This window comes from Pseudoxanthomonas winnipegensis, assembly GCF_004283755.1.
Classification (GTDB): Bacteria; Pseudomonadota; Gammaproteobacteria; order Xanthomonadales; family Xanthomonadaceae; genus Pseudoxanthomonas_A; species Pseudoxanthomonas_A winnipegensis.
This window is the reverse complement of record NZ_SHMH01000013.1, coordinates 50287-76575: the sequence shown is the minus strand read 5'-3', so window position 1 is coordinate 76575 and position 26289 is coordinate 50287. Positions and strand designations below refer to the sequence as shown.

Annotated in this window: 21 protein-coding genes and 1 tRNA gene; 6 read left to right on the top strand and 16 right to left on the bottom strand. The window is 67.9% G+C overall.

The window, feature by feature from the left end; genetic code table 11:
- Positions 1-458 precede the first annotated feature (458 nt).
- Positions 459-950, bottom strand: a complete 492-nt coding sequence (locus EAT51_RS19480) for an acyl-CoA thioesterase (protein ID WP_130519052.1) — start codon at positions 948-950, stop codon at positions 459-461.
- A gap of 149 nt (positions 951-1099) precedes the next feature.
- Between EAT51_RS19480 and EAT51_RS19475 the strand changes: the two genes are divergently transcribed.
- Entirely contained in the window at positions 1100-1504 is a 405-nt protein-coding gene (locus EAT51_RS19475; RefSeq protein ID WP_130561920.1) for a hypothetical protein, read from the top strand.
- Positions 1505-1768: 264 nt separating this feature from the next.
- Here EAT51_RS19475 and EAT51_RS19470 read toward each other — a convergent pair whose 3' ends face one another.
- Positions 1769-3091, bottom strand: a complete 1323-nt coding sequence (locus EAT51_RS19470; RefSeq protein WP_130519056.1) for a dicarboxylate/amino acid:cation symporter — start codon at positions 3089-3091, stop codon at positions 1769-1771.
- Between the two features lie 202 nt (positions 3092-3293).
- On the opposite strand from EAT51_RS19470, the gene EAT51_RS19465 reads away from it, so the two are divergent.
- Positions 3294-4994: an alkaline phosphatase gene (locus EAT51_RS19465; protein WP_130561919.1), complete on the top strand. Its 1701-nt coding sequence runs from the start codon at positions 3294-3296 to the stop codon at positions 4992-4994.
- A gap of 247 nt (positions 4995-5241) precedes the next feature.
- Here EAT51_RS19465 and EAT51_RS19460 read toward each other — a convergent pair whose 3' ends face one another.
- From EAT51_RS19460 to EAT51_RS19435, 6 genes are all read right to left on the bottom strand, one after another.
- Positions 5242-7134, bottom strand: coding sequence for a M61 family metallopeptidase (locus EAT51_RS19460; protein ID WP_130561918.1), 1893 nt, complete (start codon positions 7132-7134; stop codon positions 5242-5244).
- A gap of 163 nt (positions 7135-7297) precedes the next feature.
- On the bottom strand, positions 7298-7642 hold the full coding sequence (cyoD, locus tag EAT51_RS19455) for a cytochrome o ubiquinol oxidase subunit IV (protein WP_130519062.1): 345 nt from the start codon (positions 7640-7642) through the stop codon (positions 7298-7300).
- Positions 7642-8271 (bottom strand): cytochrome o ubiquinol oxidase subunit III, encoded by a 630-nt coding sequence (cyoC, locus tag EAT51_RS19450; RefSeq protein WP_130561917.1) that lies wholly within the window; start codon positions 8269-8271, stop codon positions 7642-7644. Before cyoC ends, cyoD begins: the two co-directional genes overlap by 1 nt.
- Before the next feature lies 1 nt (position 8272).
- Positions 8273-10270 (bottom strand): cytochrome o ubiquinol oxidase subunit I, encoded by a 1998-nt coding sequence (cyoB, locus tag EAT51_RS19445; RefSeq protein WP_130519321.1) that lies wholly within the window; start codon positions 10268-10270, stop codon positions 8273-8275.
- Positions 10271-10272: 2 nt separating this feature from the next.
- Positions 10273-11358, bottom strand: a complete 1086-nt coding sequence (gene cyoA / locus EAT51_RS19440) for a ubiquinol oxidase subunit II (RefSeq protein WP_130519066.1) — start codon at positions 11356-11358, stop codon at positions 10273-10275.
- A gap of 374 nt (positions 11359-11732) precedes the next feature.
- Positions 11733-11808 (bottom strand) — tRNA-Thr (locus EAT51_RS19435).
- 177 nt (positions 11809-11985) lie between these two features.
- Between EAT51_RS19435 and EAT51_RS19430 the strand changes: the two genes are divergently transcribed.
- Positions 11986-12960: a Dyp-type peroxidase gene (locus EAT51_RS19430; RefSeq protein WP_130561916.1), complete on the top strand. Its 975-nt coding sequence runs from the start codon at positions 11986-11988 to the stop codon at positions 12958-12960.
- Between the two features lie 9 nt (positions 12961-12969).
- Here the strand turns inward: EAT51_RS19430 and ispH are convergent, their stop codons facing one another.
- From ispH to murJ, 5 genes are all read right to left on the bottom strand, one after another.
- Positions 12970-13920, bottom strand: a complete 951-nt coding sequence (ispH, locus tag EAT51_RS19425) for a 4-hydroxy-3-methylbut-2-enyl diphosphate reductase (protein WP_130519113.1) — start codon at positions 13918-13920, stop codon at positions 12970-12972.
- 57 nt (positions 13921-13977) lie between these two features.
- Positions 13978-14520 (bottom strand): signal peptidase II, encoded by a 543-nt coding sequence (gene lspA, locus EAT51_RS19420; protein WP_130561915.1) that lies wholly within the window; start codon positions 14518-14520, stop codon positions 13978-13980.
- The gene (gene ileS, locus EAT51_RS19415; RefSeq protein WP_130561914.1) at positions 14511-17342 is read right to left on the bottom strand and encodes an isoleucine--tRNA ligase; all 2832 of its coding nucleotides are present in this window, start codon (positions 17340-17342) and stop codon (positions 14511-14513) included. The genes lspA and ileS overlap by 10 nt, the downstream gene beginning before the upstream one ends.
- A gap of 76 nt (positions 17343-17418) precedes the next feature.
- Entirely contained in the window at positions 17419-18369 is a 951-nt protein-coding gene (locus tag EAT51_RS19410; protein WP_130561913.1) for a bifunctional riboflavin kinase/FAD synthetase, read from the bottom strand.
- Between the two features lie 99 nt (positions 18370-18468).
- Positions 18469-20061, bottom strand: a complete 1593-nt coding sequence (murJ, locus tag EAT51_RS19405) for a murein biosynthesis integral membrane protein MurJ (RefSeq protein WP_130561921.1) — start codon at positions 20059-20061, stop codon at positions 18469-18471.
- A 119-nt stretch (positions 20062-20180) separates the two neighbouring features.
- Here murJ and rpsT point away from each other — a divergent pair, with 119 nt between their 5' ends.
- Positions 20181-20450, top strand: coding sequence for a 30S ribosomal protein S20 (rpsT, locus tag EAT51_RS19400; RefSeq protein WP_130519121.1), 270 nt, complete (start codon positions 20181-20183; stop codon positions 20448-20450).
- A gap of 269 nt (positions 20451-20719) precedes the next feature.
- Here the strand turns inward: rpsT and obgE are convergent, their stop codons facing one another.
- The 3 genes from obgE to rplU form a co-directional block, all read right to left on the bottom strand.
- The gene (gene obgE / locus EAT51_RS19395; protein ID WP_130519123.1) at positions 20720-21787 is read right to left on the bottom strand and encodes a GTPase ObgE; all 1068 of its coding nucleotides are present in this window, start codon (positions 21785-21787) and stop codon (positions 20720-20722) included.
- Positions 21788-21987: 200 nt separating this feature from the next.
- Positions 21988-22248, bottom strand: a complete 261-nt coding sequence (gene rpmA, locus EAT51_RS19390) for a 50S ribosomal protein L27 (RefSeq protein ID WP_130519125.1) — start codon at positions 22246-22248, stop codon at positions 21988-21990.
- Between the two features lie 12 nt (positions 22249-22260).
- A complete protein-coding gene (rplU, locus tag EAT51_RS19385) occupies positions 22261-22584 on the bottom strand; it encodes a 50S ribosomal protein L21 (RefSeq protein ID WP_130519127.1) in 324 nt (107 codons plus the stop codon).
- Between the two features lie 276 nt (positions 22585-22860).
- On the opposite strand from rplU, the gene uvrA reads away from it, so the two are divergent.
- On the top strand, positions 22861-25818 hold the full coding sequence (uvrA, locus tag EAT51_RS19380) for an excinuclease ABC subunit UvrA (RefSeq protein WP_130561912.1): 2958 nt from the start codon (positions 22861-22863) through the stop codon (positions 25816-25818).
- Positions 25818-26246, top strand: a complete 429-nt coding sequence (locus EAT51_RS19375) for an acyl-CoA thioesterase (RefSeq protein WP_130534784.1) — start codon at positions 25818-25820, stop codon at positions 26244-26246. Before uvrA ends, EAT51_RS19375 begins: the two co-directional genes overlap by 1 nt.
- Positions 26247-26289 lie beyond the last annotated feature (43 nt).

The following is a 26289-nucleotide window of genomic DNA, read 5'->3' as shown; positions in this document are numbered from 1 at the left end:
CCAAAGCGCGCAGCGGCCTGCCGGTAGTGCGGAGGTTGTTGCAACCCCCTTTTGGGGACTCCGCTGCGCTTAGTTCGGTTCGTGGGGAAGGCCCCAGCGGAGTCCCTAAAAGGGGGTTGCCACAAGCTCCGCTCTACAGATGGGAGCCGCCATGGCGGCGATGGGACTTTCCCATTGAAGCTTCACCGCTGCTCAAGTATCCCCTGGCAGAGCCCATCGCCTCCGTTGGCTAGATAGGCCACAAGGGCGGCCGCTACCGAAGTACGAAGCGCAGTCAGGCCTCTTCCTTTCAAGCGTCGGCCTTCCCGGAATCACCGAGCCGAGGCGCTACACCCAGCCGGATCTAGGCTGGTGGCCGAAGTCCGTTCGTCGGCCGCACGCTTGTCATCAGCGGGCTCACCTCGCCGCATGCCGGCCAAGGACGAGTCGCCATCTCCACCCTGCCGGGCCGAAAAAAGCTACGCGTGGAACGCGGCCACGGTCTGCTCGATGTCCTTGCTCAGTTCCATCACCTTGATCGCGTAGTCGGCCAGGCGCTGGTCCGCCTCGCTGGTCGGCGTCCACGGCGGCACGGCGGTCGGCTTGCCTTCGGCCTGGTCCATGGCCACGAACACGATCACGCAGTGCGTGCACAGGCGGCTGACCGCGTCGCGCTCGCCGGGTTCCAGGTCGCGCGCACGCACGTCCACGGCGAAGTGCATGCTGCTGGTGCCGGTGTGGACCAGCTTGGCGGTGACGGTCACCAGGTCGCCGATGCGGATCGGGGCGACGAAGCGGATGCCGCCCACCGCGACGGTGACGCTGTAATGCCCGCTCCAGCCCACGGCCGCCGCATAGCCGACCTGGTCGATCCAGCGCATGACCACCCCGCCGTGGACCTTGCCGCCGTAGTTGACGTCCTTGGGCTCGGCCAGGAAGCGGAAGGTCAGTTCACGTTGCTCGCCACGCATGGGGTCTCCTGAAGATCGTGCTGGGCGCGCGCCGCGCCGGGCTGGTCGAGAGGCCGGCGCCAACGCCGGTCGGGCGAGCATAGTCGGTTGCGGGCGAGGCGAGTTTCGCGCCATCCTGTCGGCTTCCCGCTCAATGGAATGAACACCACATGCGTAGCTTCCTGGGGTTGCTGCTGGGCATCCTCGTCGCCGCGGCTGTCGTCGCTGGCGGCACCTATGCCTACCAGCATCTGTACCGCCTGCCCTCCGGCGCGGACTTCTACACCGTCTCCAACCTGGCCGATTACGCCGTGTCCGCCTCGCGCGAGGCGCTGGCCTGCCTGATCGCCGGCTGTGCGCTGGCCGGGCTGCTCGGCGGCGGGGTCGCGGCCAAGGTCTCCAGCGCCAACCGCAGCGCCCCGGCGATCGCGGTCGGCGCGCTGGTGATGGCGGCGGTGATCGCGCTGGCGGCCTTGGTTCCCTTCCCGGCCTGGGTCACGGTGGTCGCGCTGCTGCTGCCGATCCCGATGGCGCTGTGCGCCACACGCCTGGCCACGCCGCGCCACGAGGTCTGAGCGCGGCGCGGGGAAATGCGCAGTCGCCTTGGCCAGGTTGGCGACTGGCGCGATGCGTCTGGCCCCTCATCGACGAGATGTACCGCTCGATCGGCCGCCCCGCCCGCATGGCTCGGCGTCGTGGCCCCCCCCATCTTCACGCTCCAACTTGTGCGGCCACCATGGACGCATCACGGAAGCAGCTAGAAGCATCACGCGCCGCGCAAACAGCAAGGGTGCGCTGACCGGCAGCGCGCCCTTCGCCTTGGCCCAGCACCGGACGGATCAGCGCTGCGGCGCGGACTCCACGCCGACATTGGTCGGCGCCGCATCGTAGATCTGCTTGTCCAGCAGGCCGGTCTCGCGCGCGACCAGGGTCGGCACCAGCATCTGCCCGGTCACGTTGGTCAGGGTGCGCATCATGTCCAGGATGCGGTCGATGGCATACAGGTAGCCGATGGTCTCCAGCGGCAGGCCGGCGGCGGTCAGCACCACCGTGGCCATCACCACGGCCGTGCCGGGCACGCCGGCGGTGCCGAAGCTGCCCAGCACCGAGGCGATCAGCACGATGAAATACTGGTTGCCGGTCAGCGGCACGCCGGTGTACTGCGAGATGAAGAGTGCGCACAGCGCCGGATAGATGGCCCCGCAGCCGTCCATCTTGATGCTCGCGCCCAGCGGCACGGCGAAGGCCGCATAGTCCTTGTTGACGCCCAGGTTGTGGGTGATCGAGCGCATCGACACCGGCATGGCGGCGAAGCTGGACGAGCTGACGAAGGCCACCTGCATGCCCGGCGCGGCGCCGCGGAAGAACTTCAGCGGGTTGAGCCCATGGATCAGCAGCAGGCCGCCGTAGACCACCACGATGTGCAGGATGCAGGCGATGTACAGGGCCAGCACGAAGTTGCCCAGCGGCAGCAGCTTCTCGAAGCCATAGGCGCCCACCAGCGCGGCGATCAGGCCGAAGGTGCCGATCGGGGTGACCTCCAGCACGAAGCGCGTCACCTGGATCATGATCTCGCTCATCTGCGCGGTGACCTTGCGCGCCTCGGCCACGCGGTCCCCCAGCTTGACCATGGCGAAGCCCAGCAGCGCGGCGAAGAAGATCACCGGCAGGATCGAGCCGCGGCCCGCCGCCAGCACGGTCTCGCCGGCGGCGTTGGTCCGGGTGCCGATGCCGGTCAGGGCGAAGAACGGGTTGGACGGCACCACGTCCAGCAGCACCTTGACCGGGCTGGGCACGTCGCGCGGCTTCCACGCCGAGTCGATGGCGATGCTCAGCGCACCGCTGCCGGGCTGCATGACCGTGCCCACCAGCAGGCCCACGCCCACCGCCAGGCAGGCGGTGATGACGAACCAGCCGAAGGTGCGGGCGCCCAGCGCGGCGATGGACTTCTGCCCGCTCAGCGCCGAGATCGCGTTGATCACCGCGAAGAACACCAGCGGGATCGCGATCATCTTGATCAGGGTGACGTACAGATCGCCCAGCGGACCGAACCAGGTCTCCGCGCGCGGGCCGAGCGCCCAGCCGGCCAGGGCGCCGAGCACGAAACCGGCCACCACCCGCTGCCAGAACGGGATCTTCAGCCATGCCTGCACGAGTTTCACGAAATCACGCCCCGTCGTCGGTGTCCCATCGCGCACCTTACCGCGCGGTGGCCGCGCCTGGCGATGCCCGGCGTGGAACCCGGCGGACCAGCAGCGGGACATGCCGGGCCAGCGCCACGCCGGCGCGTCGGTCCGGATCGTCATCCTGCTGTTGTCTTGGCGAGGCAGACTTGGCGGTCGGTCCTCTTCCCGTCTCTCGAGCATGCGCCTGCCCTGCCCTCCCGTTCTCGCCCTGACCGCCTCCCTCGGCCTCACCCTGCTGGCCGGCTGCGCCAGCACCGCCGGTGCCAGGCCCACCATCGCCGCCGCAGTGCCGGAGGTGCCGCAGGTGGCCCACCCGCAGGGCGAGACGCCGCAGTGGTGGTATCGCAGCGGCGCCGCGCGCGCGGCCGGCAACGGCGCCATGGCGGGCAAGGCGCGCAACGTGATCCTGTTCCTCGGCGACGGCATGAGCCTGACCACCGTGGCGGCCGCCCGCATCCTGGAAGGCCAGCGCCGCGGCGCCCCGGGTGAGGAGAATGCGCTGAGCTGGGAGACCTTCCCGGCCACGGCGCTGAGCAAGACCTACAACACCGATTCCCAGACGCCCGACTCGGCCGGCACCATGACCGCGATCATGACCGGCGTGAAGTCGCACATGGGCGCCATCGGCGTCAGCGCCGGCACCCGCGGCGACTGCGCCGACAGCTTGAACAAGGGCCTGCTGACCTGGCTGCAGCTGGCCGACGGCGCCGGGCTGGCCACGGGCATCGTCACCACCACGCGCATCACCCACGCCACCCCCGCAGCGACCTACGCGCACAGCCCCGAGCGCAACTGGGAGAACGACGCCGACCTGCCCGAGGCCGCGCGCCAGGCCGGCTGCACCGACATCGCCCAGCAGCTGCTGACCGATGCGCGCTTCGGCCGCGGCCCACAGGTCGTGCTGGGCGGCGGCCGCAGCCAGTTCCAGAACGCCACCGAGCGCGACCCCGAATACGACGACAAGGTCGGCCTGCGCCTGGACGGCCGCGATCTGGTCGAGGAGTGGAAGCAGGCCCATCCGGGCGGCGCCTACGTCTGGAACGCGGGCCAGTTCGAAGCGGCCAAGGACGCGCCGGCCCTGCTCGGCCTGTTCGAGCCGGACCACATGCAGTTCGACCACGACCGCAACCGCAGCGCGCAGGGCGAGCCCAGCCTGGCGCAGATGACGACCGCGGCCATCCAGTCCCTGTCGCGCCAGCCGCAGGGCTTCGCGCTGATGGTCGAGGGCGGCCGCATCGATCACGCTAATCACTCCGGCAACGCCTTCCGCGCCCTGGACGAGACCATCGCCCTGTCCGACGCGGTGCGCGCGGCGGTCAAAACCGCGCCGCCGGACACGCTGATCATCGTCACCGCCGACCACTCGCATTCGCTGAACTTCGTCGGCTACCCGGTGCGCGGCAACCCGATCCTGGGCAAGGTGCGCGGCGTCTCGGGCGAGGATGGCGACCGCACCCAGTACGCACGCGATGCCAACGGCCAGACCTACACCACGCTCAATTACGCCAACGGCCCGGGCTATCCCGGCGCGAGCAACGCTCAGCCGGCCGGCCCCAAGCGCTTCCCGCACGAGCCCTCGGAGTTCAAGGCCGCGCAGGGCCGCCCGGTGCTCGACGAGGTCAACACCGAGGATCCGGACTATCTGCAGGAAGGCATGATCCCGATGAAGTCCGAGAGCCACGGCGGCGACGATGTCGGCGTCTGGGCCATCGGACCGGGCAGCGAGGCGGTGCATGGCACGATCGAGCAGAACACGCTCTACCACCTGATCGTGCAGGCCACGCCCGCGCTGCGCGCGCGCCTGTGCAAGGCTGGGACATGCAATGCCGATGGGGTGCCGGTGGAGCTGCCGTTGGCGAAGGCGTTTGAGGTGGAGTGAGGCTGCGCTCTTTTGTCTTCGGACGATGTCTTGAAACAAGGGCGGAGCAAGCGCGGAAGAAGCAAAGTCCCTGGATTCCCGCTTTCGCGGGAATGACGAACTGGGAGTGATGCTTTGGCTCGGCTTGCTGTTGCTGCTGCCATCGCGGTTGCACAGTTGCCAGACGCCCGAAAGGAAAAGGCCGCTTTCGCGGCCTTTTCCTTCAGCCTGGCACCCGCACCACCCCGGGCGGATGCCAACCTCTGACTCAACGCGCCTCGAGCAGCTTGCTCAAGGTGTCCGTGGTGCCGGCCACGCGTTCCAGCGACGGGTACTGCAGCCCACCGTGGTAGTCGAGCTTGTAGGTGTCGTAACGGTCGAAGTTCTTCACCAGCAGCTCGATCGGCGCCTTGCCCGTCTTGGCCGCGGTCACCGCGTCCTTGATCGCATCGCCGGAATAGGCCTGGCCGTTGACCGCCACGATGGTCATGCCCGGGGCGATGCCGGCCTGGAAGGCCGGGCTGTCCCACAGCACGTCGCCCACGCCACCGTCGCTGCCCACCGACAGGCCCAGCGAATAGGTCAGGTTGGTCGACTTGCTGCGGCCCTCGGCGGCCTTGATCGCGGCGCTGGGCTTGTCGCTGAACACCAGCTTCCAGCCGCTGGCCTCGATGCCCCCGGTCAGCGGCTTGCGGCCATCCAGGCGGTCGCGCAGGAACGTGGCCCAGTCGTAGGCCGCCACACCATTGAGCGTGGACACCACTTCGTCGAAGTCGTAGGTCTTGACCTGGTAGCTGCCGTTGTCCATGCCGAAGAAGGCCTTGGCGAAATCGTCGATCGACTTCTTGCCGCGGCTCAGCTCGCGCAGCTTGGCGTCGGCCTCCAGCCACACCATCTGGCCGCCGGAGTAGTAGTCCTCGCTGAGCTGGTAGCTGCGATAGGCCAGCGGGCGGCGCATGTTGATGGTCGGATCGTTGGTGGTGTCCTGCAGCGGACGCCAGTCCAGTCCCGGCCGGCCGCGGGCATAGGTCGCCGCGACGCTGGCCAGGGCATCCATCGTCTGCTCCTTGGACCACAGGCCCGAGCGCGCCGCCAGCACATAGCCGTAGAACTGGGTCTGCCCCTCGTACACCCACAGCAGGCTGTCGCCCATGGGCACGTTGAAGTTGGGCGTGGTCAGGTCCACGCCGCGGCGGAACTTGCCGTTCCAGGAGTGGTTGAACTCGTGCGGCAGCAGATCGCGGCCGCCCCAGGTCTCGTCCCACTTGGTGAAGTAGTCCGGGCTGCCGCTGTTCTCGCTGGAGCGATGGTGCTCCAGGCCGATACCGCTCATCTGGGTGGTCAGCGCCAGCAGGAAGTCGTAGTGATCGTAGTGGTGCGCGCCATAGAGCTTGTAGGCCTGCTCGACCAGCGCCTTGTGCTTGGCGATCTGCTCGGGCTTGGCCTCCAGCGACTTGGGCGCGTCGGCGAACACGTTGAGCTTGACCGGGGTCCCCCCCTGGCTCAGGTCGAACTGCTTGTAGTACTTGCCGGCGAACAGCGGCGAATCCTGCAGCACGTTCCACGGCAGGGTCTTGAACTGCACCGTGTCGCCGGCCTTGCTGGCGGTCTCGGCGGCGGTAGCGTAGGACCAGCCGGCCGGCAGCTTGACGCTGGCCTGCACCGGGATCTGGCGGCTGTAGTAGCCGGCCGGGTACAGCACGGTGAGATTCCACTGCAGGTTGAGCATGGCCGGAGTCATCACCACGCGGCCCTGATCGCGGTTCAGCGGCGAGAGGTAGTCGAACTCCACCTGCAGCTCGCTCACGCCTTCCGGGATGTTCACCTTGTAGGCGAACACGTCGTACTGGTCGCGCGTCCAGGGCAGCTTCTGGCCGTTGGCGGTGAACTTCAGCCCCGCGACCTTGGCCACCTGGCCGGTCGGGCTGTGGTTGCCGGGGATCCATTCCGGATACAGCAGGGTCAGCTCGCCCGCCTTCACCGGCAGGGTCTCGCGCACCTTGAAGATGCGCCGGCCCAGATCGGTGGCATCCACGTCCACCCGCACGGTGCCGGGGTACGGGATGTCCTGCGGCGCGGGCGTGCTGGACTGCTGGGCCTGCGCGGTACCCGCCAGGGCGCACAGGACGGCCAGGGCGACGGGCGAGAAAGCGATCTTCATGGAGTCTCCGGGGACGAGGATGAGGCCAGGGCGGCAACCCTCGATGCTATCCCCTGTCGCCCACCTGACGTTCCTGCCATTGGTCACGGTCGCCAGCCTTCCGCCTACGAAAAAGGCCGCCCAAGGGGCGGCCTGTTCGTGACGCAGCGGAAGCCCGGAGGCCTCAGTGCATCATGTTCGCGTTCATGTTGTGCAGCACCCACAGCGAACCGACGATCACGATGCCGATCACCACCACCGTGGAGATGAACACCATGGCGTTGCTGCGCTGGGCCGGGGTCAGGTCCATGTGCAGGAAGTACACCAGGTGGACCACGATCTGCACTGCCGCGCACAGGGCGGCGATGGCGGCGGTGACGCCGGCCGGGAAGAAGCCGCTCATCGCCAGGCCGAACGGAATCACCGTCAGGATCACCGCCCAGACGAAGCCGATCAGATACGACTTCACGCTGCCGTGGCCGGCCGCCTCGTGGGCGTGGTCATGGGAAGAATGGACAGGACCGCTCATCACAGGGCTCCCAGCAGATAGACGACGGTGAACACACCGATCCAGATGATGTCCAGGAAGTGCCAGAACAGGCTCAGGCAGGACAGACGGGTCATCACGCGCGGCGTCAGGCCCTTGGTCAGGACCTGGATCACCAGCACCGCCATCCACAGGATGCCGGCGGTCACGTGCAGACCGTGGGTGGCCACCAGGGTGAAGAACGCCGACAGGAACGCGCTGCGCCCCGGGCCCGCGCCCTCCTCGATCAGGTGGTGGAACTCGTAGAGCTCCATCCCGAGGAAGCCGGCACCAAACAGGAAGGTGATGAACAGCCAGCCCAGCAGCTGTCCTTTGCTGCCCTTGTGCGCGCCGATCATCGCCAGGCCGAAGGTCAGGCTGGAGAACAGCAGCAGGAAGGTCTCGACCAGCACGAACTTCAGGTCGAACAGCTCCTTGGCCGTGGGGCCATCGACCGTGGCGCCGGACAGGACCGCGTAGGTGGCGAACAGGCCTGCGAAGATCAGGCAGTCGCTCATCAGGTAGATCCAGAAGCCGAACACCGAATTGGCGCCGGCATCGTGGTGCCCGTGGTCGTGGTCGTGGGCTTGCGCGTCGTGGTGCGCGTGACTCATGGTGTTGCTCGCGGACATGTCAGAGGGCCCCCGTCTTGGCGGCACGCAGGCGGTCAAGCTGGTCGTAGCGCGCGTTCTCGATGCGCGCCACCTCGGCGGCCGGCACGTAGTAGTCGATGTCGTCGTCGAAGGCGCGCACCAGGAAGCTGCCGATCATGCCGACCAGGCCGATGATGGCCATCCACCAGATGTGCCAGATCATGCCGAAGCCCAGCAGCACACTGAAGGCACCCATCCACACGCCGATGGCGGTGTTGCGCGGCATGTGGATGTCCTCGAAGTGGGTCGGACGCTGGTAGGCGGTACCGGCCTCCTTGTCACGCCAGTGCTGGTCCAGGCCATTGACCTTGGGCAGGTGGGCGAAGTTGTAGAACGGCGCCGGCGAGGACGTGGCCCACTCCAGCGTGCGGCCATCCCACGGGTCGCCGGTCAGGTCGGGGTTTTCCTTGCGCTTGATGATGCTCCAGGCGATCTGGACGATGTTCAGGAAGATGCCGCAGCCGATGATCACCGCACCGCCGGCCGCCACCATCAGCCACGGGGTCCACTCCGGGTTGTTGTAGCTGTTCAGGCGACGGGTCATGCCCAGGAAGCCCAGCACGTACAGCGGCATGAAGGCGACGAAGAAGCCGACGATCCAGCACCAGAACGAGGCCTTGCCCAGCTTGTCGATGAGCTTGAAGCCGAACGCCTTGGGGAACCAATAGGTCAGGCCGCACAGGCAGCCGAACACCACGCCGCCGATGATCACGTTGTGGAAGTGGGCGATCAGGAACAGCGAGTTGTGCAGCACGAAGGACACCGCCGGGATCGCCATCATCACGCCGGTCATGCCGCCGATGGTGAAGGTGACCATGAAGCCCACCGTCCAGTACATCATCGAGGTCATCTGCAGACGACCGCGGAACATGGTGAACAGCCAGTTGAAGATCTTCACGCCCGTAGGCACCGCGATGATCATCGTGGTGATGCCGAAGAACGCGTTGACGTTGGCGCCCGAGCCCATCGTGAAGAAGTGGTGCAGCCACACGATAAAGGACAGCAGGCCGATGCAGCTGGTGGCCCACACCATCGAGGTGTAGCCGAACAGCGGCTTGCGCGAGAACGTGGACACCACCTCGGAGAACACGCCGAAGCACGGCAGGATCAGGATGTAGACCTCCGGGTGACCCCAGATCCAGATCAGGTTGATGTACATCATGGCGTTGCCGCCACCGTCGTTGGTGAAGAAGTGCGTGCCCAGGTAGCGGTCGGCGGTGAGCAGGGCCAGCGAGACGGTGAGGAACGGGAACGCGGCGATCATCAGGATGTTGGTGATCAGCGCGGTCCAGGTGAAGATCGGCATGTGCATCAGCTTCATGCCCGGCGCGCGCATCTTGAGGATGGTCACCAGGAAGTTGATGCCGGTCAGCGTCGTGCCCAGGCCCGAGATCTGCAGGGCCCAGATGTAGTAGTCGACCCCGACCCCGGGACTGTATTGCAGCCCCGACAGCGGCGGGAACGCCAGCCAGCCGGTCTGGGCGAACTCGCCCACGAACAGCGACAGCATGATCAGCACCACGCCGGCCACGAACAGCCAGAAGCTCAGCGAGTTCAGGAACGGGAACGCCACGTCGCGCGCGCCGATCTGCAGCGGCACCACCAGGTTCATCAGGCCGGTGATGAACGGCATGGCCATGAAGAAGATCATGATCACGCCGTGCGCGGTGAAGATCTGATCGTAGTGATGCGGCGGCAGGATGCCGGCGCCGCCGTCATGGGCCAGCGCTAGCTGGGTGCGCATCATGATCGCGTCGGCGAAGCCGCGCAGCAGCATGACCAGCGCCACGAAGATGTACATCACGCCGATCTTCTTGTGGTCGACCGAGGTCAGCCACTCGCGCCACAACCAGCCCCACTTCTTGTAGTAGGTCATCAGCGCCAGCACGACCAGGCCGCCCAGCGCGGTACCGGCGAAGGTCGCGATCAGGATCGGCTCGTGGTACGGGATCGCCTCGAGCGTCAGTTTACCGAACAACATTAGTGCGTCTCCTGCGGATTGCGCGTCTCACCCGCCGGCGCCTTGGCGTCGTCGTGGTGCATGTGCTCCATGCCGGGCATGGCGTCCATGGACTGCATGTCGTGACCGTCGTGCGCATCGCCGGCGGGCGCGCCGGGCGGTGCGTGATCGCCCGCGTGGGCGTCGGCCTGCTGCGCGGCCTCGGTGCCCGGCTCGGCCGGGTTGTCCATGCCGAGCATCTTGTGCCCGCCCTTGCCGTGCGAGCCCATCATGTACTTGGCGATGATGCCGTTGAACAGCTCAGGCTTGACCGAGGCGTAGTAGATCGGCGCCACGTTCTCGCTGGGCTTGGCCAGCTCGGCGTAGGACGCGTCGTCGAGCGTCTTGCCCGAGGCCCTGGCCTTGGCGATCCAGGCCTCGAAGCCCGCCTGATCGGTGGAGATCGCCTTGAACTGCATGCCCGAGAAGCCCTGGCCGCTGTAGTGCGAGGACATGCCGCGCAGGTCGCCCTGCTCGTTGGCGATCAGGTGCAGCTTGGTCTCCATGCCCGCCATCGAATAGATCATCGTCCCCAGCTCCGGGATGAAGAAGGCGTTCATCACCGAGTCGGAGGTGATGCGGAAGTTGAGCGGCGTCTTCTCCGGGAAGGCCATCTCATTGACCGCCGCCACGTTCTGGTCCGGATAGATGAACAGCCACTTCCAGTCCAGCGACACCGCCTGGATGGTCACCGGCGGCACGTCAGAGTCCAGCGGACGGTACGGATCCAGCGCGTGCGAGGAGCGCCAGACCAGCACGCCCAGCACGGTGATGATCACGCACGGGATGGCCCAGACCACGATCTCGATCGGCGTGGAGTGGTGCCACTCGGGCTCGTAGCGGTTCTGCTTGGAGGCCCGGTAGCGATAGGCGAACACCAGCGCCATCACGATCACCGGCACCACCACCAGCAGCATCAGCACCGTGCAGGTGACGAGCAGGTTGCGCTCGTCGATGCCGATCTGCCCCTTGGGGTTCAGGATGGCGGACTGGCACCCGCCGAGAAACAGCACACTTGCCAGCAAGACCCATGGACGCAGTCGTCCAGGAAGCTTCAGCAGGGACATGGTCTATCCAGTTGCGAGAAGAAATCGGCTACCTAGACGGACGGTCGGCTGGCCGACCGCCCGCAACACAGGCCGCGCGTGGGCTGCCGCACAGGCGCCCGGACGCTGGCAGAGCCTGCGCTAGAACCGCACTATCTTATGCTGCCAAGCAACATCAAGGAATCCCTCGGCCGACGCGATTGCGTCAGTCGGCCGCGATCTCGCCGACCGTGCTCGTGTGATCCATATCCCAACGCGGATGTCGGCGCCGCGCCCGCCGCTCGCGGCATGCTCCGATGCTACGCCTGCCGGCGCGTCGCGCTGTCGACACGGCGCGCATGAACACGCAAAAGAAAGGCCCCGCCAACGCTGCGACGGAGCCTTCAGAATGACCTTGGTGCCGGAAACAGGAGTCGAACCTGCGACCTACGCATTACGAATGCGCCGCTCTACCAACTGAGCTATTCCGGCGGGGAGGGCGAATTCTAGGGACCGTGCCGCTTCCGGTCAATTGAGCCGGCAGGTGCGATCATGTCCAGCGGCGCTGCCGGTGCGCGACGCCGCGTGCGGGACGCGGCATCATCGCCATGGACGCGCCCTCGGCGCCCTCGGCGCCCTGCCCCGCTCTCGCCGCCGCAAGGAGCCGCCATGCCCGCCCGCACCACCGCCGCCTCGTCCGGCGCCACGCCCGCCGGCGCCGAGCCGCAGGCCATCGACGCGCCGCTGTCCATCGCCGCGACGTTCCTGGTGCTCAACGTCAAGGACACGCCGCAGGCGCACGCGGCCGTGCGCGCCACGCTCGGCGCCACCGGCGATCTGATCAAGACCATCACCAGCCGCGACCTCAGCCGTGGCTTCACCTGCAATGTCGGCATCGGGTCGCGGGTCTGGGAGACGCTGACCGGGCTGTCCAAGCCGCGCGAGCTGCATCCTTTCAGGAAGATCCGCGGCGCGGCCCACACCGCCGTCTCCACGCCAGGCGATCTGCTCTACCACCTGCGCGCGCCCACGCTGGACCTGATCGTGGAGTTCGAGAAGCTGCTGCTGCAGGCCTTCGGCGATGCGGTCGAGCCGGTCGATGAAGTCAGCGGCTTCCGCTACTTCGACGGGCGCGACCTGCTCGAGTTCGTCGACGGCACGGCCAACCCGGACGGTCTGGCGCTGCCGCAGGCCACGCTGGTGGGCCAGGAGGATCCGGACCACGTCGGCGGCAGCTATGTGGTGATCCAGAAGTACCTGCACGACCTGGACGCCTGGCGCGCGCAGCAGGTGGAGGCGCAGGAGGCGATCATCGGGCGCAGGAAGTTCGACAACACCGAGCTGCCGGACGCCCCGGCGCCGGCGCAGAAATCGCACAAGACGCTGTGCACGATCAGCGATGCGCAGGGCGAGCACGACATCCTGCGCGACAACATGCCCTTCGCCTCGCCGGCGCGCGGCGAGTACGGCACCTACTTCATCGGCTACACGCGCCATCTGTGGGTGATCGAGAAGATGCTCGAACGCGTGTTCATCGGCGACCCTGCGCCGCTGCACGACCGCATCCTGGACTTCTCCATCGCCCAGACGGGGGCAGTGTTCTTCGTGCCGGCACGCGCGGTGCTGGACGCGATGGGCGACTGACCGCGCCGGTCAGTCCACCAGCTGCAGGCGCAGTTCCTTGGGCAGGGCGAAGACCATGCTCTCCGGCTCGCCGGCCAGCTCGCTGACGTCGTTGGCGCCCAGCTCGCGCAGGCGCGCGATCACACCGTCGATCAGCACGTCCGGCGCCGAGGCGCCGGCGGTCACGCCGACCCTGCGCTTGCCGGCGATCCAGCGCGGATCGATCTCCTGCGCGCCGTCGATCAGATACGCCTCCACGCCGTCGCGCTGGGCCAGCTCGCGCAGGCGGTTGGAGTTGGAGCTGTTGGGCGAGCCGACCACCAGCACCAGGTCGCATTCGCGCGCCAGGTCGCGCACGGCGTCCTGGCGGTTCTGCGTGGCGTAGCAGATATCGTCGTTCTTCGGCCCCTGCATCGCCGGGAAACGGGCGCGCAGCGCCTCGATGATGCCGACCGTGTCGTCCACCGACAGCGTGGTCTGGGTGGTATAGGCGAAGTTGTCCGGCTGCTCGATCTGCAGCGTGGCGACATCGTCGATGTCCTCCACCAGGTAGATGCGCCCGGTACCGCGCTCGCGATCCCACTGGCCCATCGTGCCCTCGACCTCCGGGTGGCCGGCGTGGCCGATCAGCACCACGTCGCGTCCGGCGCGGCAGTGGCGCGCCACTTCCAGGTGGACCTTGGTCACCAGTGGGCAGGTCGCATCGAAGACCTTCAGCCCGCGTCGGCCGGCCTCGGCGCGCACGGCCTGGGACACGCCGTGGGCGCTGAAGATGACCGTGTTGTTGTCCGGCACCTCGTCGAGCTCTTCGACGAAGATCGCACCGCGGCGCTTGAGGTCGTCGACCACGAAGCGGTTGTGCACGACCTCATGGCGTACGTAGATCGGCGCGCCCAGGGTCTCGATGGCGCGCTTGACGATCTCGATGGCGCGGTCGACACCGGCACAGAAACCGCGGGGATTGGCGAGCAGGACGTCCATGGCAGGCAGTGTAGAGGAGTGAGGGGAAAGGAACGCGTAACAGCGGTCCCGTGGGCCCTACGGCTTCTCCGTGGCCCGCGCCTCGGCCCCGCCCTTCTTGCTCAGCCCGAACAGCGCAATGCCCACCGCGCCGCAGACGATGGCCGAGTCGGCGATGTTGAACGAGGGCCAGTAGTGGTCGCCCACGTACCACTGGATGAAATCGACCACATGGCCGTGCATCAGCCGGTCGATCACGTTGCCTAGCGCACCGCCGATGACCAGCGCGTACGGCAGGGCCACGCGCCAGTCGCCGCGCGGCGTGCGCGACAGCCACCAGCCCAGCAGGCCGCACACGCCCAGCGCCAGCGCCGTGAAGAACCAGATCTGCCAGCCGCCGGCGTTGCTGAGGAAGCTGAAGGCCGCGCCGGTGTTGTAGGTGCGGTACCAGTTCCAGAAGCCGTCGATCACCTTGACCGCCTGGAACTCCGGCAGGCTGGTCAGCACCCAGGCCTTGGACCACTGGTCCAGGCCGATGACCACGGCCGACAGCAGCAGCCAGATCAGTGCCGAAGGCTGCCGCGTCGAGGCGCCCGGGTGCTGCGCTTGGTTCAGAACCATTGCCGGTCCTCCCCCGCGCCATCGACATTGTCCACGCAGCGCCCGCACAGCTCAGGATGCGCGGCGTAGGCGCCGACGTCGGCGCGACGCTGCCAACAGCGCACGCACTTGGGCTTGTCGGTCGGCTGGGCGCTGACGAAGAGCGCCTCGGCGCTGGCTTCGCGCACAGTGACATCGCCGCTGATGAACAGGAAGCGCAGCTCATCGGCCAGCGGCTGCCAGCGCGCGGCGGTGGCCGCGTCGGCGGCGATGGCGATCTCCGCGTCCAGCGCCGCGCCGATGGCGCCGCTGGCGCGCATCGGTTCGAGCACCTTGGCCACCTGCTCGCGCAGGGCCAGCAGCGCGTCGAAGTCGGCCTCGCCCAGCTTGGCCTCCGGCGGCAGCGGCGCCAGGCCGTCGTACCAGGTGGTGAACAGCACGTTGTCCAGGCGGTTGCCGGGCAGGTAGCCCCACATCTCGTCGGCGGTGAAGCTCAGGATCGGTGCGATCCAGCGCACGAAGGCTTCGGCGATGCGGTACATCGCGCTCTGCGCGCTGCGGCGGCCGCGCGAATCCTCCTGCATCGTGTACAGGCGATCCTTGGTCACGTCCAGGTACAGCGAGCCCAGGTCGACGCTGCAGAAGTTCAGCAGCGCCTGCACGATGGCCGGCAGGTCGTAGCGCGCATAGGCGGCCTCGATCTTCTCCTGCAGCTGCCAGGCGCGATGCACGATCCAGCGATCCAGCGCGACCATGTCGTCCAGCTCACGCAGGTGCACGGCCGGATCGAAGCCATGCAGATTGCCCAGCAGGAAGCGCGCGGTGTTGCGGATGCGGCGGTAGGCGTCCGCGTTGCGCTTGAGGATCTCCTGCGACAGCGACATCTCGTTGCTGTAGTCGGCGCTGGCGATCCACAGGCGCAGGATGTCCGCGCCCAGGGTCTTCATGATGTCCTGCGGCTCGATGCCGTTGCCCAGCGACTTGGACATCTTGCGGCCGTGCTCGTCCACGGTGAAGCCGTGGGTCAGGCAGTGCCGGTACGGCGCGGCCTTGTCGATGGCCACGCCGGTGAGCAGCGAGGACTGGAACCAGCCGCGATGCTGGTCGCTGCCTTCCAGGTACAGGTCGGCCGGCTTGCCGAAGCCGCGCTCCAGCAGCACGCCCTCGTGGCTCACGCCCGAGTCGAACCAGACATCGAGGATGTCGTTGACCTTCTCGTAGTCGGCGGCCGCATCGCCGAGCAGCTCGGCCGGATCCAGGTCGTACCAGGCGTCCACGCCGGCCTGCTCCACCTTCAGCGCCACCTGCTCCATCAGCGCGACGCTGTCCGGATGCGGCAAGCCGGTCTCGCGGTGCATGAACAAGGCGATCGGCACGCCCCAGGTACGCTGGCGCGAGATCGTCCAGTCCGGGCGGCCCTCGACCATGCCGGCGATGCGCGCGCGGCCCCATTCGGGATACCACTTCACCGCATCGATGGCCTTGAGCGCATCGCTGCGCAGGTTGGCCTGGTCCATCGAGATGAACCACTGCGGCGTGGCGCGGAACACCACCGGTGTCTTGTGCCGCCAGCAGTGCGGATAGCTGTGGGTCAGCGGATGGAAGGCCAGCAGCGCACCGTTGTCGCGCAGGCCTTCGACGATGGCGTCGTTAGCCTTCCAGATGTGCTGGCCGGCCAGCGCCAGCTCACCGAACGGCGGCGTGGACGGCAGGTACACGCCGCGTCCGTCGACCGGGGTGATCTGCGCGGCGGTGTAGCGATCGACCAGACCGTACTTCAGGCAGACCGCGTAGTCCTCCTGGCCGTGGCCGGGCGCGGTGTGGACCGCGCCGGTGCCGTCCTCGGCGGAAACGTGATCGCCCAGGATCAGCGGGATGTCGCGCTGCGCGTAGAACGGGTGGCCCAGCAGCAGGCCTTCCAGCGCCGCGCCCTTGGCATGGCCGTGCACCACCACCTCGGACACGCCGTAGCGCGCCAGAGCGCGCGCGGCCAGCGCCTCGGCCACGACCAGCCAGCGCGGGGCGCCGTCGCGGGCCGGGCCTTCGACCAGCACGTAGTCCAGCTCCGGACCCAGGCTCACCGCCAGCGAGGCCGGCAGCGTCCACGGCGTGGTGGTCCAGATCGGCACGGCCACCTCGGTCCCGGCCGGCGCCTGCGCGCCGAACGCCGCGGCCAGGGCCTGCGGATCGCGCGCGGCATAGCCCACGTCGACCGCCGGGGAGACCTTGTCCTGGTACTCGATCTCGGCCTCGGCCAGGGCCGAGCCGCAGTCGAAGCACCAGTGCACCGGTTTGGCGCCGCGCACCAGATGGCCGTTGGCGACGATCTTGGCCAGCGCGCGGATCTCGTCGGCCTCGAAGCGGAAGTTCAGCGTCTTGTACGGATGGTCCCAGTCGCCGATCACGCCCAGGCGCTTGAAGTCCTTGCGCTGCAGGTCGATCTGCTCCTCGGCGTACTCGCGACACTTCTGCCGGAACGCGCGCGCGTCCAGCTTGGTGCCCACCTTGCCCCACTTCTTCTCCACCGCGATCTCGATCGGCAGGCCGTGGCAGTCCCAGCCCGGCACATAGGGCGCGTCGAAGCCGGCCAGATAGCGCGACTTGACGATGATGTCCTTGAGGATCTTGTTGACCGCATGGCCCAGGTGGATCGCGCCGTTGGCGTACGGCGGGCCGTCGTGCAGCACGAACAGCGGCCGGCCCTTGGCGTTGGCGCGCAGCTGCGCGTACAGATCCTGGTCGTACCAGCGCTTGAGCGTGTCCGGCTCGCGCTTGGGCAGGTCCCCGCGCATGGGGAACTCCGTGGCCGGCAGATGCAGGGTGGCTTTGTAGTCGGTACTCACAGGTGGCGGTTCTCTGCGGCTATGCGGGGGAGGCCTGCGCGGCGCCACGCGGGCCTGGATTCAAGAAGATGGTCGTTCAGGCCGTGGCCCGCAGGCGTTCGGCGGACAGCAGTCGGCGGGCGTTGGCGGCGTCGCGCTGCATCTGTTCGGTCAGCGCCTCCAGGCCGTCGAATTTTTCCTCGTCGCGCAGCTTGGCGACGAATTCCACGCGCAGGTGGCGCCCATACAGGTCGCCGCTGAAGTCGAACAGATGCGCCTCCAGCAGCGGCTCCACGCCGTCCACGGTGGGCCGGGTGCCGAAGCTGGACACCGACGGCCACGGCCGCTCGGTCAGCCCATGCACCCAGGTCGCGTAGATGCCGCTCAGCGCCGGCGTCTTGGGGAAGCGCAGGTTGGCGGTCGGGAAGCCCAGCGTGCGGCCCAGCTGCTTGCCGCGCACCACCCGCCCGCCGATGGCGTACGGGTGGCCGAGCAGGCGCTCCGCATGGATGAAGTCGCCCTGGCGCAGCGCGGCGCGGATGCGGGTGGAGGACACGCGCTCGCCATCGGCGCAGTGCACCGGCTCGATCTGGCCCGCGGCGAAGCCCAGCTCCGCGCCCATCGCCTGCAGCAGCGCCACATCGCCGCCGCGCTTGTGGCCGAAGCGGAACTCCGGCCCGATCCACACCTCGCGCGCGGCCAGGCGCCCGACCAGCAGCGTGTGCACGAAATCCTGCGCCGACATCGCGGTCATGCGCTGGTTGAAGCGCAGCAGGCCGATGCGGTCGGCCCCGCCCTGCAGCAGGCCTTCGACCTTGGCGCGCGGCAGGCTCAGGCGCGGCGGCGGGTCCTGCGGCTGGAAGAACTCGCGCGGCAGCGGTTCGAAACTCACCGCCACCAGCGGCAGCCCCAGCGCGCGGGCGCGCGCCTGGGCATGACGCAGCAGCGCACGGTGGCCCAGGTGCAGGCCATCGAAGGCGCCGATGCACACCACACTGCCACCCGGGGTCAGTACCCCGCCTTCGATGTCACGAAACAGCCTGCTCATCGGGATTGGGCGATCGGGCGGCCAGACGAGGCCACCCAGGAAATCTCTGGGGAAACCCGTGAAGTATAGCCGTCAGGCGCAGGCGCAAGGCCCACCGACTCAGTGCCCACGCAGGTCGCGCGGTCGCAGGCCCAGCGCGACCTGCACCACGGCGTAGGTGAGACCGCCGGCCGCGACCAGGCCCAGCAGGCTAAGGACGCGCGTCAGCTTGGGCAGCACGGTGAAATCGGGAAGCCAGTGCAGCCCGGCGCCGACCACCGCGGCCATCGCCGCGCACGCCAGCAGCAGCCGCAGAACGAAGCCGCCCCAGCCCGCGCGGCGCTGATACACCCCGGCGCGGCGCAGCCACATCCACAGCAGGCCCAGGTTGATGTAGCTGGCCACCGCGCTGGCGATGCCCAGGGCCAGATGCAGGCCGGGCGTCCGCGCCAGCGCCTCGGTCACGCCCAGCGCGCGCACCTCCGGCTTGACCATCAGCTGGTACAGCAGCGCCAGGAACAGCAGGTTCAGCACCATGTTGGACACCAGCGCCACGATGCCGGCGCGGACCGGCGTGGTGGTGTCCTGGCGCGCGTAGAAGGCCGGCAGCACGATCTTGAGCAGGGCGAAGGCCGGCAGGCCGAAGCTCAGCCCGAACACCGACATGGCCGCCATATGCGTATCGAAAGCGGTGAACTTGCCGTACTGGAACAGCGTGGCCACCAGCGGCACGCTCAGCAGCATCAGGCCTACCGCCGCCGGCACGGCGATCAGCAGGGTCGTGCGCAGGCCCCAGTCCAGCGCCGCGGAGAATCCGGCGGCGTCGGTCTTGACGTGGTGGCGCGAGAGCGCCGGCAGGATCACCGTGCCCAGCGCCACGCCGAACACGCCCAGCGGCAGCTCCAGGAAACGGTCGGCCTGGGAGAGCCAGCTCTGCGAGCCGGCGAACAGGAACGAGGCGATCACCGTATCCAGCAGCAGGTTGATCTGCGCCACCGACGAGCCGAACAGGGTCGGCACCATCAGCCGCAGCACCCGGCGCACGTCCGGATGCGACCAGCCCCAGCGCGGCAGGGTCAGCAGATCGATCCCGCGCAGCGCCGGCAGCTGGAACAGCAGCTGCAGCGCGCCGGCCGCCAGCACCGCCCAGCCCAGCGCCAGGATCGACATGCCCATCAGCGGCGCCAGCCACAGCGCGCCGGCGATCATGCACAGGTTGAGGATCACCGGCGTCAGCGCCGGGATGGCGAAGCGGTTGAAGCTGTTCAGCGCCCCGCCCGCCAGCGCGGTCAGCGAGACGAACAGCAGGAACGGGAAGGTCAGCCGCAGCAGGTCCACGATCAGGCCGAACTTGGCAGGGTCGTCGGCCGAGCCGGGGTTGAACACCATCGCCACCTGCGGGGTGAAGATCAGCCCCAGCGCGGTCACCAGCAACAGCACCCCGCCGAGCGTGCCCGACACGCTGGCCATCAGCGTGCGCAGGTCGGCATGCGGCCGGGTCTCCTTGACCTCGGTGAACACGGGCACGAAGGCCGTGGAGAACGAGCCTTCGGCGAACAGCCGGCGCAGGAAGTTGGGGATGCGGAACGCCACCCAGAACGCGTCGGTCACCGCATTGGCGCCGAAGCTGGCGGCGATGGCCTGGTCGCGCACCAGCCCCAGCACCCGCGAGATCATGGTCATGCTGCTGAACGACAGCAGCCCTTTCAGCATTTTCGGTGTGCTCACGCCCTACCCCAGGCCATGTGGTTGACGCAAGTCCTTGAACAGCCCATAATTTCCCGTTCGTTTTTCCGCCCGCCGTCAACCCCAAGTCTTCTCAGGATCCCAACGTGGCCAATATCAAGTCCGCCAAGAAGCGCGCCAAGCAGACCGTCGTGCGCAATGCGCGCAACGTCGCTCAGCGCTCCATGCTGCGCACCGCCGTCAAGAAAGTCATCAAGGCCCTCGACGCCAACGACGCCGCCGGCGCCGAAGCCGCCTTCGCCACCGCCCAGCCGCTGCTGGACCGTTTCAGCTCGCGTGGCCTGATCCACAAGAACAAGGCCGCCCGTCATAAGAGCCGCCTCACCGCGCGCATCAAGGCCCTCAAGGCCGCTTGACGCTCCACTGACGGCAAGGGCAACAGGAGACCCGGCTTCGGCCGGGTTTTTTGTTGCCCACGGATTGCCGCAGACAACGGCCAGGCACCCCCGTAGAGCGGAGCTTGCTCCGCTGGATCCTGCCCAGGATTGTCCGTCGCCCGCCTGTTCCAGAAGCGCTGCTCCCATGTGCGAAGCAAGCAAGAGCAGCGGAGCGAGCTCCGCTCTACACAGGCGAAAACCGCCCGATTCCTGCGTTGGATGCGTCACGGCCATGCCTCCCGCGAGACCTAGCCGGCGTTCTGCGCAGCCTCGAGCGCCTCTTCGCGCTGGCGGTCGAAGAAGGCCATGATCGCCTGCATGATCGGCCAGGTGCCCTCGCGCGAGATCGCCGAGGTCACATACCACGGACCGGTCCAGCCCAGTTCCTCGATGACCGCCCGGGCGCGCTCGGCGGCCTCGTCCTCGAACATCAGGTCGGCCTTGTTGAGCACCAGCCAGCGCGGCTTCTCCAGCAGCTCCGGGTCGTGCTTGCGCAGCTCGCGCTCGATGGCGCGCACCTGCTCGGCCGGCGAGACGGTCACGCCGGTGTCGGCGAAGGCCTCGTCCACCGGCGCCATGTCCACTAGGTGCAGCAGCAGGCGGGTGCGCTGCAGGTGGCGCAGGAACTGCGTGCCCAGCCCGGCGCCCTCGGCCGCGCCCTCGATCAGGCCCGGCACGTCGGCGATGACGAAGCTGCGGTGCGGCTCGACGCTGACCACGCCCAGATTGGGATACAGGGTGGTGAACGGATAGTCGGCCACCTTCGGCGTGGCCGCCGACACCGCGCGGATCAGCGTGCTCTTGCCGGCGTTGGGGAAGCCGAGCAGGCCCACGTCGGCCAGCAGCTTGAGTTCGAGCTTGAGCAGGCGCTCCTCGCCTTCCTCGCCCGGCGTCGCCCGGCGCGGGGCGCGGGTGATCGAGGACTTGAAGTGCATGTTGCCCAGCCCGCCCTTGCCGCCGCGCGCCACCAGCAGGCGATCGCCGTGCGTGGTGAGGTCGCCGATCACCTCGTCGGTGCCGACGTTGACCACCATCGTGCCGACCGGCACGGTGATGGTCAGGTCCTCGCCGGCCTTGCCGTACATCTGCCGGCCCATGCCGTTCTCGCCGCGCTGGGCGCGGAAGTTCTTCTGGTGGCGGAAGTCGACCAGCGTGTTGAGGTTCTCATCGGCCTGCAGCCACACACTGCCGCCGTTGCCGCCGTCGCCGCCGTCCGGGCCACCCAGCGGGATGAACTTCTCGCGCCGGAAGCCGACGCAGCCATTGCCGCCATTGCCGGCGATGACCTGGATTTCCGCTTCGTCTACCAACTTCATGGGATTCGGGATTCGCGATTCGGGATTGGAAAGAACCACCGGACGCCGCAGTTTAGCGACCCCGGCAAAGAACGGAGACAAGGAATCGAAGAACCCGCCGAATCCGCCTTCGCGAATCCCAAATCCCCAATCCCGACATCCCGGCTACAAACGAAAAACCCCGCCGAAGCGGGGCTTTCGCGACGCAGCGACGCGAAGGCTCAGCCCTCGGTCACCACGCTCACGGTGCGACGCTTGGCCGCGCCCTTGACCGAGAAATCGACCTTGCCGTCGACCAGCGCGAACAGCGTGTGGTCGCGGCCCAGGCCGACGCCCGGACCCGGGTGGAACTGCGTGCCGCGCTGACGGACGATGATGTTGCCGGCTTCGATCGCCTGGCCACCATAGACCTTCACGCCCAGCATCTTCGGGTTGGAGTCGCGGCCGTTGCGCGAAGAACCTACGCCCTTTTTATGTGCCATGACTTGCGCTCCTTACTTGTTGTCGCCGGAAGCGTTGATTCCGGTGATCTCGATTTCGGTGTAGTGCTGCCGGTGACCCTGGTGCTTCATGTGGTGCTTGCGGCGGCGGAACTTGATGATCTTCACCTTGTCGGCGCGGCCGTGCGACTTGACCGTCGCGGTGACCGTGGCGCCCTTCAGCGCGTCGCCCAGCTTGATGCCGTCGTCGCTGCCGAGCATCAGCAGGGTGTCGAAGGTGATGGCCTTACCGGCTTCGGCGTCCAGCTTCTCCACGCGCAGGGTCTCGCCCTGCATGACGCGATATTGCTTGCCGCCCGTGACCAGAACTGCGTACATGGGTGCTTCCTCTTTGTGTTGGCTTTTCGTAGTTATTCTCGTGCCTGCCGCCCATCGAGGGGCGGACAGAAGCGGAATGATAGCCGGATCAGTGACTTGGAGCAAGTCACCCCATGCCGTACCCGCCCGCGGTCCCCGGGGGTCGTCCGGCCGCCACGGGGCCTTCGGAAATCCGTCAATTGCCCCCATACAGGGGACTCGCTAGGCTGACCGATTCGCGACGGATCGACACGTGCCGGCGCCCTCCCCTTCCTGCACAGGCCAGACCCCCAAGGCATGGACAGTATCCGCATCCGCGGCGCTCGCACGCACAACCTGAAGAACATCGATCTCGATCTGCCGCGCGACAAGCTGATCGTGATCACCGGCCTGTCCGGCTCGGGCAAGTCCTCGCTGGCCTTCGACACGATCTACGCCGAAGGCCAGCGCCGCTACGTCGAGTCGCTGTCGGCCTACGCGCGCCAGTTCCTGAGCGTGATGGAAAAGCCGGACGTGGACCACATCGAGGGGCTGTCGCCGGCCATCTCGATCGAACAGAAGTCCACCTCGCACAACCCGCGCTCGACGGTCGGCACGATCACCGAGATCTACGACTACCTGCGCCTGCTCTACGCACGCGTGGGCATCCCGCGCTGCCCGGACCACGGCTATCCGCTGGAGGCGCAGACGGTCAGCCAGATGGTCGACCAGGTGCTGGCGCTGGATGGCGAGCAGCGCTACATGCTGCTGGCCCCGGTGATCCGCGAGCGCAAGGGCGAGCACGCCCAGGTGTTCGACCAACTGCGCGCGCAGGGCTTCGTGCGCGTGCGCGTGGACGGCGAGCTCTACGAGATCGACGCGGTGCCGCCGCTGGCGCTGCGCGTCAAGCACACCATCGAGGCGGTGATCGACCGCTTCAAGCCGCGCGAGGACATCAAGCAGCGCCTCTCGGAGAGCTTCGAGACCGCGCTGAAGCTGGGCGACGGCATGGCCGCGGTGATGTCGCTGGATCAGCCCGACGCGCCGCCGCAGCTGTTCTCGTCCAAGTACTCCTGCCCGGTGTGCGACTACTCGCTGCCCGAGCTGGAACCGCGCCTGTTCTCGTTCAACTCCCCGGTCGGCGCCTGCCCCAAGTGCGACGGCCTGGGCGTGGCGCAGTTCTTCGACCCGGCGCGCGTGGTGGTGCATCCGGAGCTGTCGCTGGCCGCCGGCGCGGTGCGCGGCTGGGACCGGCGCAACGCCTACTACTTCCAGCTGATCGCCTCGCTGGCCAAGCACTACAAGTTCGACGTCGATGCGCCGTGGATGATCCTGCCGGAGAAGGTCCAGAAGGCGGTGCTGTACGGCAGCGGCGATGAGCTGGTGACCTTCACCTACCTCACCGAGTCGGGCGGGCGCACCCAGCGCAAGCACAAGTTCGAAGGCATCGTGCCCAACCTGGAGCGCCGCTACCGCGAGACCGAATCGCCGGCCGTGCGCGAGGAGCTGGCCAAGTTCATTTCCGAGCAGCCCTGCCCCGAGTGCGGCGGCGCGCGTCTGAACCGCGCCGCGCGCAACGTGTTCGTGGCCGATCGCCCGCTACCGGAGATCGCCGTGCTGCCGGTGGACCAGGCGCTGGCGTTCTTCCGCGAGCTCAAGCTCGCCGGCTGGCGCGGCGAGATCGCGGTCAAGATCATCAAGGAGATCGCCGAGCGGCTGGGCTTCCTGATCGATGTGGGCCTGGACTACCTGACCCTGGAGCGCAAGGCCGACACGCTGTCCGGCGGCGAGGCCCAGCGCATCCGCCTGGCCAGCCAGATCGGCGCCGGCCTGGTCGGCGTGATGTACGTGCTGGACGAGCCGTCCATCGGCCTGCACCAGCGCGACAACGAGCGCCTGCTCGGCACGCTGACGCGCCTGCGCGACCTGGGCAATACGGTGATCGTGGTCGAGCACGACGAGGACGCGATCCGCGCGGCCGACCACGTCCTGGACATCGGTCCGGGCGCGGGCGTGCACGGCGGCGAGATCGTCGGCGAAGGCACGCTGGAGGACCTACTCAAGGCGCCGCGCTCGCTGACCGGGCAATACCTGTCGGGCAAGCGCCGCATCGAGGTCCCCAAGGCGCGGCACAAGCCCAACCCGAAGATGACGCTCAAGCTCACCGGCGCGCGCGGCAACAACCTCAAGGGCGTGGACCTGGAGATCGCCGCGGGGCTGTTCACCTGCATCACCGGCGTGTCCGGTTCGGGCAAGTCGACGCTGATCAACGACACGCTGTTCAGCCTGGCGGCCAACGAGATCAACGGCGCCTCGCACCAGATCGCACCCTACGACGAGGTCAACGGGCTGGACCTGTTCGACAAGGTGGTGGACATCGACCAGTCGCCGATCGGGCGCACGCCGCGCTCCAACCCGGCCACCTATACCGGGCTGTTCACGCCGCTGCGCGAGCTGTTCGCGCAGGTGCCCGAAGCGCGTGCGCGCGGCTACTCGCCGGGGCGTTTCAGCTTCAACGTGCGCGGCGGCCGCTGCGAGGCCTGCCAGGGCGATGGCCTGATCAAGGTCGAGATGCACTTCCTGCCCGACGTGTACGTGCCGTGCGATGTGTGCCATGGCAAGCGCTACAACCGCGAGACGCTGGAGATCCTCTACAAGGGCTTCAACATTAACGACGTGCTGGAGATGACGGTCGAGGACGCGCTGAAGCTGTTCGAGCCGGTGCCGTCGATCGCGCGCAAGCTGGAGACGCTGATGGACGTGGGCCTGAGCTACGTCAAGCTGGGCCAGAGCGCGACCACGCTGTCCGGCGGCGAGGCCCAGCGCGTGAAGCTGTCCAAGGAACTCTCGCGCCGCGACACCGGGCGCACGCTCTACATCCTGGACGAGCCCACCACCGGCCTGCACTTCCACGACATCGAGCATCTGCTGGCGGTGCTGCACAAGCTACGCGACGACGGCAACACCATCGTGGTGATCGAGCACAACCTGGACGTGATCAAGACCGCCGACCAGGTCGTCGACCTCGGCCCCGAGGGCGGCCACCGCGGCGGCACCATCATCGCCACCGGCACGCCGGAGGAAGTGGCGGCCAACCCGGCCTCGCACACCGGCCGCTTCCTGGCGCACCTGCTGCCCGACACCAAGGCCAAGGCCAGCAAGCCGGCGGCGGTGGCCAAGGACGAGGTGCTGCCGCCGCGCATGGCAGCCAAGAAGGCCGCCAAGTCCGCGGCCAAGTCCGCCAGGATCCCAAGCAAGAAGAAGGCCTCTTCCTGATGAGCGAAGCGAGCGAAACCCCGATTGCGCGCAAGGTGCTGGCGCGCGTGCCGATCTCCGTGCGTTGGCGCGACATGGACGCCTATGGCCATGTCAACAACGCCAAGTACATCTCCTACCTGGAGGAGGCGCGCGTGCGCTGGCTGCACGGCGTCACCGGCGGCCAGACGATGGGCCGCGGCATCTCGCCGGTGGTGGCCAATACCGACGTCAACTACCGTCGGCCGATCGTGTGGCCCAACGACATCGTCGTGGAGCTGTTCGTCGAGCGCCTGGGCAATTCCAGCGTGACCATCGGCCACCGCATCGTGGCCGACAACGATGACACGGTGCTGTACTCCGATGGCCACGTGGTGGTGGTGTGGATCGACACGGCCACCGGCAAGAGCGCGCCGATTCCCGAGGCGGTGCGCCAGGCCAGCGTCTAGGGCCTGCCCCCGCGCCTTTCCATACCTCACCGCACGGGCCCGC

Coding starts and splice junctions, on each gene's coding strand:
- EAT51_RS19460 (WP_130561918.1), bottom strand. CDS start 7,134: ATGAAGATCGCTTTCTCGCCCGTCGCCCTGGCCGTCCTGTGCGCCCTG.
- EAT51_RS19375 (WP_130534784.1), top strand. CDS start 25,818: ATGAGCGAAGCGAGCGAAACCCCGATTGCGCGCAAGGTGCTGGCGCGC.
- EAT51_RS19410 (WP_130561913.1), bottom strand. CDS start 18,369: ATGAGCAGGCTGTTTCGTGACATCGAAGGCGGGGTACTGACCCCGGGT.
- EAT51_RS19480 (WP_130519052.1), bottom strand. CDS start 950: ATGCGTGGCGAGCAACGTGAACTGACCTTCCGCTTCCTGGCCGAGCCC.
- rpmA (WP_130519125.1), bottom strand. CDS start 22,248: ATGGCACATAAAAAGGGCGTAGGTTCTTCGCGCAACGGCCGCGACTCC.
- lspA (WP_130561915.1), bottom strand. CDS start 14,520: ATGGTTCTGAACCAAGCGCAGCACCCGGGCGCCTCGACGCGGCAGCCT.
- rplU (WP_130519127.1), bottom strand. CDS start 22,584: ATGTACGCAGTTCTGGTCACGGGCGGCAAGCAATATCGCGTCATGCAG.
- ispH (WP_130519113.1), bottom strand. CDS start 13,920: ATGGACGTCCTGCTCGCCAATCCCCGCGGTTTCTGTGCCGGTGTCGAC.
- obgE (WP_130519123.1), bottom strand. CDS start 21,787: ATGAAGTTGGTAGACGAAGCGGAAATCCAGGTCATCGCCGGCAATGGC.
- cyoC (WP_130561917.1), bottom strand. CDS start 8,271: ATGTCCGCGAGCAACACCATGAGTCACGCGCACCACGACGCGCAAGCC.
- EAT51_RS19475 (WP_130561920.1), top strand. CDS start 1,100: ATGCGTAGCTTCCTGGGGTTGCTGCTGGGCATCCTCGTCGCCGCGGCT.
- EAT51_RS19430 (WP_130561916.1), top strand. CDS start 11,986: ATGCCCGCCCGCACCACCGCCGCCTCGTCCGGCGCCACGCCCGCCGGC.
- cyoD (WP_130519062.1), bottom strand. CDS start 7,642: ATGAGCGGTCCTGTCCATTCTTCCCATGACCACGCCCACGAGGCGGCC.
- uvrA (WP_130561912.1), top strand. CDS start 22,861: ATGGACAGTATCCGCATCCGCGGCGCTCGCACGCACAACCTGAAGAAC.
- cyoA (WP_130519066.1), bottom strand. CDS start 11,358: ATGTCCCTGCTGAAGCTTCCTGGACGACTGCGTCCATGGGTCTTGCTG.
- EAT51_RS19465 (WP_130561919.1), top strand. CDS start 3,294: ATGCGCCTGCCCTGCCCTCCCGTTCTCGCCCTGACCGCCTCCCTCGGC.
- murJ (WP_130561921.1), bottom strand. CDS start 20,061: ATGCTGAAAGGGCTGCTGTCGTTCAGCAGCATGACCATGATCTCGCGG.